This is a genomic window from Pseudomonas sp. R3-41, from assembly GCF_054161485.1.
The window spans coordinates 2,954,291-2,967,664 of sequence record NZ_CP096421.1 but is presented as its reverse complement, the minus strand read 5'-3'; the positions used below and the strand labels follow the sequence as shown (position 1 = coordinate 2,967,664).

12 protein-coding genes and 1 pseudogene are annotated in these 13,374 nt (G+C 56.9%); 3 read left to right on the top strand and 10 right to left on the bottom strand.

What is annotated here, in order from left to right:
* Positions 1-390 precede the first annotated feature (390 nt).
* The 5 genes and pseudogenes from M1D99_RS13505 to M1D99_RS13485 all read right to left on the bottom strand — a co-directional run bounded on the left by M1D99_RS13505 (position 391) and on the right by M1D99_RS13485 (position 5,859).
* Positions 391-2,781 (bottom strand): TonB-dependent siderophore receptor, encoded by a 2,391-nt coding sequence (locus M1D99_RS13505; RefSeq protein WP_458132012.1) that lies wholly within the window; start codon positions 2,779-2,781, stop codon positions 391-393.
* 118 nt (positions 2,782-2,899) lie between these two features.
* Positions 2,900-3,880: a FecR domain-containing protein gene (locus tag M1D99_RS13500; protein ID WP_458132011.1), complete on the bottom strand. Its 981-nt coding sequence runs from the start codon at positions 3,878-3,880 to the stop codon at positions 2,900-2,902.
* Positions 3,867-4,382, bottom strand: coding sequence for a sigma-70 family RNA polymerase sigma factor (locus M1D99_RS13495; protein WP_186728729.1), 516 nt, complete (start codon positions 4,380-4,382; stop codon positions 3,867-3,869). Before M1D99_RS13495 ends, M1D99_RS13500 begins: the two co-directional genes overlap by 14 nt.
* Before the next feature lie 77 nt (positions 4,383-4,459).
* A pseudogene (locus M1D99_RS13490) lies at positions 4,460-4,789 on the bottom strand (2,4-dienoyl-CoA reductase); the annotation flags it as partial.
* Positions 4,790-4,824: 35 nt separating this feature from the next.
* Entirely contained in the window at positions 4,825-5,859 is a 1,035-nt protein-coding gene (locus M1D99_RS13485; protein ID WP_458132010.1) for an aldo/keto reductase, read from the bottom strand.
* Between the two features lie 225 nt (positions 5,860-6,084).
* On the opposite strand from M1D99_RS13485, the gene M1D99_RS13480 reads away from it, so the two are divergent.
* The gene (locus tag M1D99_RS13480) at positions 6,085-6,882 is read left to right on the top strand and encodes an alpha/beta fold hydrolase (RefSeq protein WP_458132009.1); all 798 of its coding nucleotides are present in this window, start codon (positions 6,085-6,087) and stop codon (positions 6,880-6,882) included.
* Between the two features lie 93 nt (positions 6,883-6,975).
* Here M1D99_RS13480 and tssI read toward each other — a convergent pair whose 3' ends face one another.
* Entirely contained in the window at positions 6,976-8,286 is a 1,311-nt protein-coding gene (tssI, locus tag M1D99_RS13475) for a type VI secretion system tip protein TssI/VgrG (RefSeq protein ID WP_434575841.1), read from the bottom strand.
* Positions 8,287-8,374: 88 nt separating this feature from the next.
* Positions 8,375-9,478 (bottom strand): polyamine ABC transporter substrate-binding protein, encoded by a 1,104-nt coding sequence (locus M1D99_RS13470; protein WP_434575839.1) that lies wholly within the window; start codon positions 9,476-9,478, stop codon positions 8,375-8,377.
* A gap of 137 nt (positions 9,479-9,615) precedes the next feature.
* Here M1D99_RS13470 and M1D99_RS13465 point away from each other — a divergent pair, with 137 nt between their 5' ends.
* Both M1D99_RS13465 and M1D99_RS13460 read left to right on the top strand, forming a co-directional pair.
* Positions 9,616-10,407, top strand: coding sequence for a response regulator transcription factor (locus tag M1D99_RS13465; protein ID WP_446533580.1), 792 nt, complete (start codon positions 9,616-9,618; stop codon positions 10,405-10,407).
* Between the two features lie 125 nt (positions 10,408-10,532).
* Positions 10,533-11,492: a hypothetical protein gene (locus M1D99_RS13460; RefSeq protein WP_458132008.1), complete on the top strand. Its 960-nt coding sequence runs from the start codon at positions 10,533-10,535 to the stop codon at positions 11,490-11,492.
* Between the two features lie 6 nt (positions 11,493-11,498).
* On the opposite strand, the gene M1D99_RS13455 is transcribed toward M1D99_RS13460, so the two are convergent.
* From M1D99_RS13455 to M1D99_RS13445, 3 genes are all read right to left on the bottom strand, one after another.
* The gene (locus M1D99_RS13455; protein WP_186728680.1) at positions 11,499-11,825 is read right to left on the bottom strand and encodes an antibiotic biosynthesis monooxygenase family protein; all 327 of its coding nucleotides are present in this window, start codon (positions 11,823-11,825) and stop codon (positions 11,499-11,501) included.
* 41 nt (positions 11,826-11,866) lie between these two features.
* Positions 11,867-12,841, bottom strand: a complete 975-nt coding sequence (locus M1D99_RS13450) for a zinc-dependent alcohol dehydrogenase family protein (protein WP_458132007.1) — start codon at positions 12,839-12,841, stop codon at positions 11,867-11,869.
* 64 nt (positions 12,842-12,905) lie between these two features.
* Positions 12,906-13,208: an ArsR/SmtB family transcription factor gene (locus M1D99_RS13445; protein ID WP_122565734.1), complete on the bottom strand. Its 303-nt coding sequence runs from the start codon at positions 13,206-13,208 to the stop codon at positions 12,906-12,908.
* Positions 13,209-13,374 lie beyond the last annotated feature (166 nt).

Sequence of the window (13,374 nt, the reverse complement as noted above, 5' to 3'; positions counted from 1 at the left end):
ACTGATGAAAGCAAAGCTTGGCGGTGGGCAGATTTCGGAGTGCTGGGGAGGTGCATCCCCTCTGGGTTGCTGTGAACATCTAGAAATCTGGCCATGGACTGTGCCGCAACAGGCAGCTTTCGGCCCAGAAACGGACGCTGGACAGCGCACGACTATGGAAAAAAGGCTTACACCCCATGCCGTTCACTTAAGAAAAATGATGGCCCTGTGGCGAGGGAGCTTGCTCCCGCTCGGCTGCGAAGCAGTCGTAAACCGGCGGGTGCGGTGTGTGTGTCTAATACGCCGCACTTGGCAGGTTTTGGGGCCGCTTCGCGGCCCAGCGGGAGCAAGCTCCCTCGCCACGGGTTTGTCGATTGCCTTAAGTGAACAGCATTGGGCTTACACGCCTGCCTACCAGTTGTAACTCACTTTGGCGGTAATCTCGCGACCCGGGTTGTAGAAGTTCGCCGTGCCGGAACCGACCACGTGCTGCTCATCCAGCAGGTTGCTGACGTTCACCGCAAGGTCGGTGCCCTTGGCGATCTCGTAGTTGAAGGCGGCGTCGAACAGCGTGGTGCCATCGCTTTTGCCGGAGTTGGCTGCATCGAAGTAATAAGAGCCTACGTAGCGTGCCCCCAAGCCAACGCTGACATCCGTGCCGGGCACGTCGTAATAACTCCAGAGCGAAGCGGAATGCTTGGGTGCCGTGGAGAACTCATTACCCTTCAGGGAGCTGCCGTCGTACAACGAACCGCGCAGTACCTCGGACTCCATATAGGAGTAGCCACCAATCAGGCTGAGGTTCTGCGTCACCTGCGCCTTGGCCTCCAGGTCGAGGCCACGGGCCCGCGATTCACCCACCGTCTGTTGCTCAATGATGCCGCTCGGCAGCACCACGGCGATGGTGACGTTTTCCTGGGTCAGGTCATAAACGGCTGCGGAGAACAGTGCGTCCATCCCCATCGGCGCATACTTCACGCCCACTTCGTATTGCGTGCCCGTCTGCGGTGTTACGCCAACCTGAGGCGGCGAGACGGATTCCACCATGCTCACATAGGTGGACACCTCATCGTTGACGATATAGGTCAACGCACCTCGGTAGGAGGTTTCGGAGAAGTTGTCTTTTTCCGTGGATATCAAGCCTTTGCTGGTAAGGTCCATCGAGTCGTTGCGCATACCCGCGGTGACGATGAAACGCTCGTAGAACGATAGGTTCTGCTGAAGGAACACGGCCTTGGTGGTCGCGTCTCGCTTGTTGACGGCATACGGCGTGATTGAGCGTGGAACGCCAGTAAACACGGGATTTGCAATGTCAATCGGAGTGGTCAGGGCGTAGACCGAGCTTTCCTTGGTGGTCGAATCGAGGTACTCCACGCCCACCAGGCTGCTGCTGTCGATGTTCTCGAAGCGGGCATCGTATTGCAGCATCAGATTGCCGTTGAACTGGTCGGCCTCACTGTCCGTTCCAAACAGATACCGGTCAACGGTAGTACCGACACGTGCGGCGCTGTCGCTGAGATAAACGTAGCCAAAATCATCGGTCAACTTGCTGTAACGCAGATTGCTGCGCAATACAAAGCCGTTGTCGAAGTCATGGGTGACGTTACCGCTGAGGCTGGTGCGCTCGACATCGTGGAAGTTGTAACTGGGCTCACCATAGAACTTGCTGCGGTCGTATTCCTTGTCCAGCGGATAGCCGCCACTGTTGGGCGAACTTTCAGTTTTCAGATAGTCCAGAATCACGGTGGCTGACGTGTAATCCGTGGGTGCCCAGGTGAGGCCACCCATCACCAACCGGTTGTCGTCCTGTGAGTGATCGTACTCGCGGTCGCTGTTTTGGCCTTTGGCAGTAAAGCGGCCAGCCAAGGTTTTCTCGTCGTTCAGCGCATCCCCCACATCGATGCCTGTCTCGACATGGTCAAACGACCCGTAGGTCACATAGCCTTGGCCAAACTGCTCGAAGCGCGGTTGTTTGGTCACGAAGTTCACCGAACCACCCGGGTCCGCGGGGCCAAACAGCGTGGAGTTGGCGCCACGCAAAATCTCGATGCGTTCATAAGCGAATGGATCTTCGCGTACGCCGCGCATCGAACTCAGGGTCAAGCCGTCACGGTAGGTAGTGGCCTGGAAGCCCCGGATCTGGAAATAGTCGTTGCGGTCATCCGTACCATAGAAGTCACTGACCACGCCCGGCGTGTATTGCAGCGCCTCTTCCGTGGTGCTGACGCTGCGTTGCTCCATTTCCTTGTTGGTAACCACCGACACCGATGCCGGTGTATTGAGAATGCTGGTTGCCACCTTGCCGCCAACCCAGAGCTCCTGGGCGACCACCGAGTTGGCGTCGTCGTCGGCACTGACCCTGACCTTGGCATTGATGATGAGGGGTGCAAGGCGGTAGTCCTCGACGTCCGTTGCGCCGAGCTCCAGCGGGCCGGCGGGCTTTGGTTGAGGGGACAGTAGATAGGCATTCGGGCCTTGCTGTTCGATTTGCAATTCGCTCCCCTGCAGCAACGATGACAGCGCTGCCGCTGTATCGAGCGTGCCATTCACGCCAGCCGTGGTGCGGTTCACTACACTCGACGCGTCGAAGGAAAGACTGATGCCAGCCTCCCGCGCAAAACGGTCAAGCGCCGGCGCCAGTGGGCCGGCAGCGATGTTCCACTGCTTGACTTGGTTGCTGTGGTCAGCGCTCGAGGTTTGCGCCAGCGATGGCAATGCGTAGCTGCTCACGATCAAACCCAAAATCGCACCGTGCAAGGCACGATTTAATGGATGGCGCTGTGAAACCGGGGACGAACTCATTTTCTCGCTCCAAGAAAGGACATCGGCAGACTGGCCTGTATTCCGGCCTTCCTTAGAGGTCGAACGAGAATGAGAAAGCACCTCATTCTTTTTCAGGTAGCGCAAAGTTCCGATGGGCTCAGGTGGCAGCGGTCACGGTCACCCAATAGCGGGTCCGATAATCAATGTGCAAGCGCAGTGATTGCGCGATCAATGCCAGGACCTGATCGTTGTCGGCGAGCTGGAAGGTGCCGGAAACGCGACGATCAGCGACCTCTTCGGCGCAGCGCAGTACCCCGGGGCGATAACGCGACAGCTCCACGATGAAATCATTGAGGCGCATATTGCGTGCACTGATCACCCCGTCACCCCAGCTCCATAGATCAAGGCCATTGCCTTTGAACGTTCGGGCGCCACTTGATGTGAACAGCAGCTGATTGCCTGCCTGGACGCTACGGCTCGCAGCCGTTTGACTGGAGCCGGGGAAAACCGTGACCGATCCTTCCTGAGCCGCGACCAGAGTGCCATCGTCCAGCTCGCGTGCCAGAAAGCGGGAACTCTGGGCGCGCATGATCCCGTCACGGGATTGCACCCAGAACGGTCGCGCTCGAGGCGAGTATTGATCCGCACCGACATTCACGATGATTTCACCCCGTCGCAGGATGATCAGGCGTCGCTGGGCGTCGAAATCGCTGTCGACGGCGCTATCGCTATTGAGCTGGATAAGGCTGCCATCATCGAGTTGGAAGCGTCGTTGCTCGCCGGTGTTGCTGCGCTGCTGCGCAAGCATGGCGGGTACGGGTGTGTAGTCCCGGCCGAGCCAGGCTGCCGTGCTGACAGTCGCCAACAGGCCCAGTAGCTTCAGGCTTTCGCGCCGCCGCATTCCATGATGGGTGCCATTAAGGGTTTGTCGCGCCAGTTGAGCAGGCACGCCGGTGAATTCATCCCCAAGCGTTTCCACACGCTGCCACGCCAACACATGCTCCGGGCGCTGCTGGAGCCAGTGCTCAAAAGTGCGCTGTGTTTGTTCATCGGCTTGATTGAAGCGAAGGCGCACCAGCCATTGGATCGCCTGCTCGACAATGGCCGGATCCAGCGCCTGCGGCTCACGACTCGACATAACGCAAGCGATAGCAGTGTTGCAGGGCCGTGGCCAGGTCGCGTTCCACCGTCGCGCGGGAAACGCCCAGCTTTTCGGCTATTTGCGCGCACGTCAGGCCGTCGAGTCGGGCAAATAAAAATGCCTGGCGAACTCTCGGTTTAAGCATACCGAGCATGCGATCTATGCGCTCGAGCGCATCAAGAATCATCAGTCGGCTTTCTTCCGAGGGCACCTCGTGTTGAGGCAGCAACATGATGCTTTCCAAGTAGGCACGTTCGAGTTCGCGACGACGATACTGATCAATCATCAGTCCGCGGGCGATACTGCTCAAATAGGCGCGTGGTTCACGCAAGGGGCTGGACTGACGGGACTTGAGCAGGCGTACGAAGGTGTCCTGCGCCAAATCTGCTGCGTTATCGCGACATCCAATGCGTCGGATTAGCCAGCCGTATAACCACGAGTGGTGGGTTCGATAGAGCAGCCCTAGATCTGCAGTACCTAGTGTTTCATCGCTGCGCATCGGAATCCCGGCAAGTACATGATTGATAATTAATCGCATTCTACTCAGGCGATAGGCCTTAGGCAAATACGTGGCGCTTAGTGTCCGCTTCTGGGCGAACGCTTCTCCACCCAAAGCCGATACTGGCGGGTGCGAAATGCCAGGGCGAGCTGTTGCAGGATCAGCGCGCGCAACGGCGACACCCTCGGATCGGGCTTCTTAGCCCGACTCAGTTTGTGCAATTGAAACTTCACGACCGCCATGTTCGCCAAGGCCGCAAGGGTCTTGTTTTTCCAAGTAATGGGCGGCAGTTGCGTGGCGTTGTCTTTGCCCAGCAGCCAGTCATGCGGCAGATAAGGATCGATGGCCAACGCCGTTCCGATGCCCACCATGTCCACACCGCTTTGCACGACGCTTTCGGCCATCGGATTGATTCAATGGGCGAACTGCCTGGAAACTCGATTCATCGAACGGCCCGGTTCATTGCATCAATGAGGTCTGCCTTGCCGCCGGCAAGCGAAGGTGCTGAAGCAGCCACCTTATCGTGTGGGAACCCAAGGGGCATGGCGCTGGCAGCGTCCAGCTGTGCCAGTTGATCCGCCGTCAGCTGAACCTCGACTGACGCCAGGTTATCGGCCATCTGCTCCGGCGTGCGTGGACCGATGATCGGGAGTGTTCCCTTGGCCAGCACCCAGGCGATTGCGATCTGGCCCGGCGTGTGGCCGGTCTCTTCGGCGATCGCTAACACCGCGTCCACCGTCGAGGTCTTGCGCTCGCTGTCCTCATCGTGGATCACCGCCCCCAAACCCTGCGCACGACCGGTTTCCCCTTTGCGGTATTTACCGGTCAGCAAACCACCGCCGAGCGGTGACCATCCGACGGTTCCCAGATTGAAGGCAGCGGCCATCGGCAGGAGTTCGCGTTCGGCCGAGCGCTCCACCAGGCTGTGCTCCAATTGCACCGCCGATATCGCCGACCAACCCCGAAGCTCCGCCAGGGTGGCGGCCGTTGCCACACGCCAAGCCGGGAAGTTCGACAGCCCGCTATAGAGCACTTTGCCAGAGCGGATCAGGTCATCCAGCCCCCGCACAATTTCGTCGATAGGCGTTACTCCATCGGGCATGTGCACCCACAAAAGATCAATGTGATCCGTCTTGAGGCGCTTGAGGCTGGCCTCCACCGAGCTGCGCATGGCTTTGCGGCTGTTGCCGGAGCGCAGGACGCCGGCACCAGGTGAATCACCCAGCGAGAACTTGGTCGCCAACACGACGTCATCGCGCTCGGTCGCCATGAAATCGCCGAGCATGGATTCCGATTGGCCAAATTGATATTGATCGGCCGTATCGATGAAATTGCCCCCTGCTTCCCGGTAACCGTCGTAGATTCTACGGGCCTCGTCCAAGTCGGCTCCGTAGCCCCAGCCTTTACCAAAGTTGCCAGTGCCCAGCGCGAGGGAAGAGACCCGCAGGCCGGTATTGCCGAAAATGCGATAACGCATGACGGACTCCTTCAGGGCAAGAGGCTTCGGCGACCTGCGCTGGGTTGAGAGTGAATGAGTGCGCATGGAGTCTAGACGGGTTATTGCGGGCTTGCTGCGATGGGTTGGCTCGCCTATTGAACCTGACTCAAGAGATTGATAGGGTTGCCTCTCTTTCAAAACGCCCTCCCGGTTCGCCGGGAGGGCGTTTTCGTTTTGGTTCCCCAACCACAAAGGAACCATGAAATGAAAGCATCCGTTGAAATCAGCTTCGGAGCTGACACCACCTTAGGGTATGTGCGGTACGGCAATGGCCCCATTCACGTACTGGTCATGCATGACTGGCTGGGCGACCACTCCAGCTACGATGCCGTCATGCCCTGTCTTGACGGTCGCGCGGTTACCTATGTTTTCGTTGATGTGCGTGGCTACGGACAATCCATTGAATTGGCTGGCGAATTTACAGTGGAGGAGATTTCCTCCGATTGCCTCATGCTCGCCGACCAGTTCGGTTGGACGCGCTTCCACGTAGTAGGCCACTCGATGACCGGGATGATCACGCAACGTATCGCTGCGGATGCCCCGTCTCGCGTCGCAAGCGCGATAGCGGTGTGCCCCGTTTCTGCCGCTGGCAATCGGTTGAGCCCAGAAGCTCTGGCGTTCTTTGCCAGCACGACAGAAGACGACGAGGCCCTTCGACGGCTGTTCAAATTCGTGACCGGAGGTCTTTGCGATGGATGGGTTGATCTCAAGGTCCAACAAAGCCGCGACACAGTCTCACCTGCCTGCCGGGCGAGGTACCTCGAAATGATGGTCACAGCAAATTTCGTCGATGACATTCAAGGCCTTGAAACACCGTATTTGATTATTGTCGGCGACAAGGACCCCGGACTTGATGCCGCGGCTATGGCCAGAACCTTTCTGGCGTGGCATCCGAACGCAGAACTGCACGTTATCCCGAACTGCGGTCATTACCCGATGCAGGAGTGCCCGCCTTATTTCGCAACTGTTATCGAGGGTTTCCTGAAACGCAATACCGGTTGACCTGAATGGAGTAAATCAGGCTGCGTGCGGACATCATCGAGCCCCTGGGCTGGATTGTCCGCAACGGCTCAAGACATAGTTTTTTGGATGTCCTTAACGACAACACAAACAACCACTGATCACCGGCTGATCAGGATCGTTCTCAAGAAATGTAACCACTACTTCCATGCCCGTCCGCGGCGGCCCCATCTCACAACGCCAATCGGACGCCCTCTTCAGCCAACAACGACTCTTGTCGTCAAATCGATCTTCACGGTCCCAGGGAAACTCGACCTTGATCCTTGCGAAGCGCCGATCACCCTGGATTTCTTCGTCCTCCAGGGCGATGACTACAGCGGTCTGCTTGCGTAGTACCTGCGGTTTCTTGTGAGCCAACGGCGGACGATAGGACACATTCCATGGCAGCACGATAAAGCGGTTGCGGTACCCTTGACGGAAGTCATCTTCGTTCCCCGTGTTGCCACTGACGACGTGCTCACTCATGACCTGTGGTTGCCGGCCTTCGTGGACGACCTGGGTCAGTAGCCATGGGGCATTCCACTCCTGGCGCGGATGGCCTGAGATGTCCAGTACTTGGCCGCTGACTAACCGAGTCTGGTCACTCTGCCCTTCGGCTTGTCGATAAGCCGCGTGGCGGCGTTCCATGGTCCGAAGACGTATCTGCTTGCCGTGCTCATGACCGGTGAAACGCTCCAGCCTGTCATCCGTTTCAATGTCCAGCGGTTGGTGCGAGATACGACGGGGGAGCTGTCCCAGACGCAGGTTGATGCGCTTGATCAGTGGCTCGTTGGCCACCCTGTCGCGCACTTGTCCATAAGCAGTGGGCTGTCCAATCCTGGGGAAAACCGCCTGATCGTCACCAAAGACCAGCACATGGCCTTGAGCACTGTGTTGGAAGTGAAAGTGAATACCCTCCTCTTCACACAAGCGCTGAACAAAGTGCAAGTCCGTTTCGTTGTACTGAGTACAGTATTCACGCTCTGGGTAGGTCGCCCCCAGATGAAACCGATAAGCGTCGCCCACAACACCGTGTTCTTCCAATATCAAGGCCACGATTTTCGGTACCGAGAACTGTTGATAGATCCTTCGGTTGATGCGGTGACGCAAGTAGGACAACTGCGGGACAAGGGCCAGGCTGTAGCGCATCAAGTGCTGACCATGAGCGCTATGAACGATGTGATAGACCCGTCCATGAATGCCGTTGCCCTTCGCGTCCAAGGTCAGGAAAGCCTCTCGGTCGAAGAGGCCTTCAAGCGCCAGGTCAGACCGTTCGCTAACAAAATCCACGCTGAACAGGTAAGGCCTGCTGAGCGCCTCTTCTCCCGTGAAGGCGAGCACTTGAAAGTCGTTGGCAAAACCGTCGATGGTCAAACTGAAGTGCGTTTGATTGGCTGGGTTGAACATCCGCTGTTCTCTTTTTAAACCTGCTGCTCGTCCGACGCCCGCCTATAACCAAGGCACGCAACGAGCAACAGGCGACAATCAAGTCAGGTCACACACCACTCTTCACTTTGGTCCATATCCGCGTGCGGATTCGCTCCAGTTTCAATGGCAGTGGCTCAAGGGGAATAAGTGTCGCGACCGTCTTTTTGTCGGGATAGATCCAAGGGTTGTCTCGCAACTTCTGCTCGACAAACTCAGCGGCATCTTTGTTTGCGTTAGGGTACAGCGTGTGATTTGAGGTCTTGGCGATAATTTCTGGTCGCAACATATAATTGATGAACGCCATGCCTTCCTTGGGATGGGGCGCATCTTTCAGCAGCACCAGATTCTCCGACCAGGACAGCGCGCCTTCGCGAGGAAGACTGTAGGAAATCTTGCGTCCGGTGTTAGCCTTTTCGTTGATGGCCTGTGCAGCCAGGGCACCATTGGCCCACCCCACAACAGCACAGATATTGCCGTCTGCCAGGTCGGCATCGATTCTGGACGAATCGAAATAAAGGACGTAGGGGCGGATTTTCAACAGCAAGGCCTGAGCTTTCTGGTAATCATCCGGGTTCTTGCTGTTGCTAGGGAGTCCAAGGTAATTCAAGGCAATCGAGATGATCTCACTGGGAGAGTCGAGCATTGCCACCCCACACGATTGGAGTTTGCTGATGTTTTCTTCTTTGAAGATCAGATCCCAGCTATTGACCGGCGCATCATTGCCCAATGCCGCTTTGACTTTGTCCACGTCATAACCAATGCCAGTGGTGCCCCACAAATAAGGCACGGCGTAGCGGTTACCTGGATCATTGACTGCGAGCTGAGCGAGGATGTCAGGGTCAATATGTGAAAAGTTACTCAGCTGATCACGATCCAGAGGCTGAAGGACGCCCGCCTGGATCAGGCCTGGCAACACGTTGGAGGTCGCCACCACCACGTCATACCCGGTGCGCCCGGCCATGACCTTGCTCTGCATGATCTCAGCGCTGTCGAACGCATCCATGTGCATTCGCGTGCCAGTTTCCTGCTCAAACTCCTTTGGCGTCTCCGGCGCCAGCAACCCGAACCAGTTATAGAGATACATCCCGGGCTCTACAGCCGCCACGGATGTGCTTATCCCGACACAGAGAAGCGAGGCCGAAAAAAGGGTTCGCAAATGTGACTTTCTCATGCAACATCCTTGTCAAGACGACATGCCCTCATGGCTATCGTAAACCTGGCAGCGAATATACCGGCTGCCACCGAATAGTAAATACCTACGAATACTTACCTTTGACCTGCGACGCCCTAACCCTAAAGGGGTAGAAAATGCCGTTTGACCTTCACAGCCTGGCCTGGCATCGATCGATCGGGAAGCTGATCATGCAACTGAACCGTCCAGAGTTCTGGAGTTCACTGGTTCGCACATTAAATGAATACGTGCAGATCGATAATTGGGTGGTATTGATTTTCAGCCACCAACAGGTACAGGTCGTCAGTCTTCCCGAAGTGGCCGATGCGGAAGAAGTTGACGCTTTCATTCATCGCTACGTGAAAGGTCTTTATTTACTGGATCCATTTTATATAGCCAATCGGGAAAACCCACAGAGCGGTTTCTTCCACTTACTGGATATTGCACCGGAATACTTCCTTGAAACCGAGTATTACCACAAGTATTTCGCCCAATACATTTCCATGGACGAAGCACAATACAATGTCCAGCTCGACCCCGACAGAACGTTGTGCCTATCTATTGGCAGCAAAGCCCGTTTCAGCCAAGAACAAATAACCTTGCTCGACATTATCAAACCGTGGGTGACTGCATTGATGCATCAGCGCATGGGGTTTGAAATTGACGTGGAGAAAACGCTGGCTGAGCCGCCTCTATGGCCAGAAACGGTCAACCAGCTGGGTACGCAGATAACAGCACGTGAAAGTGATGTCCTCCGTTTATTACTCAGCGGCTTCTCCAACAAAGAAATAGCCGGAAAGCTATCCCTGTCGGCGGAAACCATAAAGGTGCACCGCCGCAATATTTACGCAAAACTGAATATCAAGTCCCAATCCGAGCTGTTTGCACGATTTTTCATGCCAAGACAGAACGTTCCTGCTACGCATTGAAGTCAGTGGGTACGTCTGGGCATGAGGTATTCTGCGCGGCGTAGTTACACGATCCAGGCCTGCGGCGTGCCACTGCTTGTCACGACCCTTTGATCGTTCTGAAGGCGACGCACCAGGAGTTCTGCATGTTGATTGGACATCGGTTCGAGCGCACCGCGCAGGATGACCTGCACATCCACTCCCGTAACCTCGTACAAAGCGCATTCGTGCTGCTGACAGGCGCGCTTGCCTTCATTGCACCGGTGGCGTTCGCCGTGTTTGTGATCGCTGACGGAGGCCTCCCTCAGACTGACGTCGATCCATTGTTCGCATTGCTGATTGTGCTGGGACTGTTGCTGATCCCTGCCCTCGGCCTCCTCTTGATGGTGTACACCGGCGTCCGCGAGACCTTGCTGTTATCGCGACGCGAGGGTGAAGGCAAGCGCCGCACCCGAAACTTTTTTGGACGCCGAGAGCGTGTGCATTCGGTCTTTAGAATCGACACCCCCAAATGCCTCGAACTTCGTCGTCGCCAAGAGGCCGAGCCCGCCTACACCCAGCTGTGGCTGGTGATGCGCGATGGCACCGAGCACCGCCTGACCACCGATAACGTTCCGGTGGTGCCGGGCAGTAAACCCACCGACGTGTGGCTGCGTGAGCTGGCCGACTATCTGAACGTGGCAGTGCCTACTGAAGTGGTCGTGGGTTCGACGGTGGCTGTGAAGCCCGCCTACAGACCTGCTCCAGCCCCAACCAGCGGCAAGGCTGTGAGGGAAGCCAGGCGGCGCAGAACCCAGGAACTCAAGCCGGGCCATGAGCCCACCGAAAAACTCGGCACGCCCGCACGCGCCCTGCTCCTTCTATTGGGTGTTTTCCTGGCCGTCCTGGAGCTGAGTCACGTCATCACATGGGTCCCAGCGCTATTTAGCGGGCGGCTGCGCGTCGGCGGCGGTCGAACCGGCATGACAACTTTCTACTGGGCCGAACAACCGCTGACGTTTTCATTCCACATGCTGGTGGGCATGGCCGAGGTGTTGATCCTCGGATTCATCGCCTGGGGTTGTCTGCGCACGGCGATCCAGGGCCGGATGAGTTCCAATCCCTGAAGGTGGTCAATTCGGCCACTGCTCGGTCAGAAACGGTGAACAGGAAGCGGCCCCTTCGATGTGGTAGACCCTCGGCTCCTCCGAAAAATATTCCTCTAGGCCCATCATGAACACCCGATGGTCTTCACTCGCTTCGAAACCCGGCGTGTGATCCTCAAGTGATTGCCATCGCACGATCAGGTTGAATTGCTCGGGGGTCTCGATCCCTTGCGCCAGCAAGTGACCGCCGTAACCCTTTGCCCGGGTGAGCAAAGGAGCGACCTCGGCAAATGCACGCCTGAACGTTTCAATACGTTCTTTGTGAACAGGGAGCAGAGCGATCTCATAAATCATGGTATTCCTCGAAAATGGCTTGAACGGTTAAACGTACGCAATTACGGGATCAGCGAAGGCTCGACCGCTATCGCGATTTTTCCTTGAACACCGTTGTTGGGGCTCTCCAGCCGTGCATGGGCCAGCCCAATGTCGGCAAGCGAATAGACGGCGCCAACGTGTGGCCGCAGCTGACCTCGCGCGACCAATGCGCTCAAGTCATCGAGCTTGCCGCGGTTCTGCCTGGTGAACACGAAGTGGTAACTCGCATTCTTGCCCCAGGCCTGGACAAGGTTTTGTGGCTGCGCAATGTCCACGATCGAGACAACGCGGCCAAGCTGTGCCAGCGCGTCGGGGCTGCGCGACAAGGTATTGCCGCCGATGGTGTCGAACACCACATCCACTCCGCGACCACCCGTTTGCCCCATGATGGCGTCGACGTAGTCCTCCTTTTCATAGTCGATGACCACATCGGCTCCCAGGCTTCGCACGAACCCGGCGTTTGCCTCACGCACGGTCGTGAACACCCTTGCGCCCATGGCTTTGGCCACCTGGATCGCTACATGCCCGACGCCCCCCGCGCCGCCGTGGATCAGAATGCTTTCCCCCACCCTGAGCGCCGCACGCACGATCAATGCTTCCCACACCGTCCCGCCAACCAGGCTCAGGCTTGCCGCCTCGAGATGGCTCAGCGAGGCTGGCTTCTTCCCGATGATGCTTTCGGCGGCAACGTGGTACTCGGCATAGCTGCCTGGCCCGTCAAATATTTGCGGGGTGTACCAGACTTCGTCCCCTGGAGCGAAGGCGGTCACTCCCGGCCCAACCTCTTCGACAACGCCCGATACATCGTGTCCGGTAATGGCCGGCAGTTGCACCAAGTCGGGATAGTCGCCGCGACGAACCTGGTAATCCAACGGATTGATGGAGGTTGCGTGCACTCGGACCAAGACTTGTCCGGTGCGCGGTACAGGCTTGGGCACCTCGCGCAGTTCGAACGATCCCGAGCCGCCGAATGATTTAAGTACCATTGCTTTCATCGTAATTCCTCACATCTATAAAAAGGAATATCGAGATATCTCGATATGTTACGGTAAAAAAAAGCTACAACTCTTTCCCGATGACCTCGGCAAGCGCGCTGATGGTTGCTTCATTGCGCTTGTAGTAGGTCCACTGACCGATACGCCGGACTTCGACCAAGCCCACTCGTTGCAGCGTTGCAAGGTAACCAGACACCGTTGACTGCGACAGTCCGATACCTTCTTGAATACTGCTGACGCAGACGCCCACCGTGAGAACGTCACCTTCATCCTGCGGAGGGAAGTTCTTTGCGGGATCCTTCAAGCCTTTCAAGATTTCCAGGCGTGTAGGGTTCGAGAGCGCTTTGAATATTTCGATCAATTCCATGCCCCGAGAATATCGAGATTTTTCGATATGTCAATACGCTGTTTAGCCCCCTCCCTGCCCCCAACATCCTGGGCGACACGCCAATAGAGCCATACCCACCACTTCACATAACCCTCAAAGCAGTCTTTAAATGGCAGAATCTCCGTCATTGATCGTTTCGGAGACC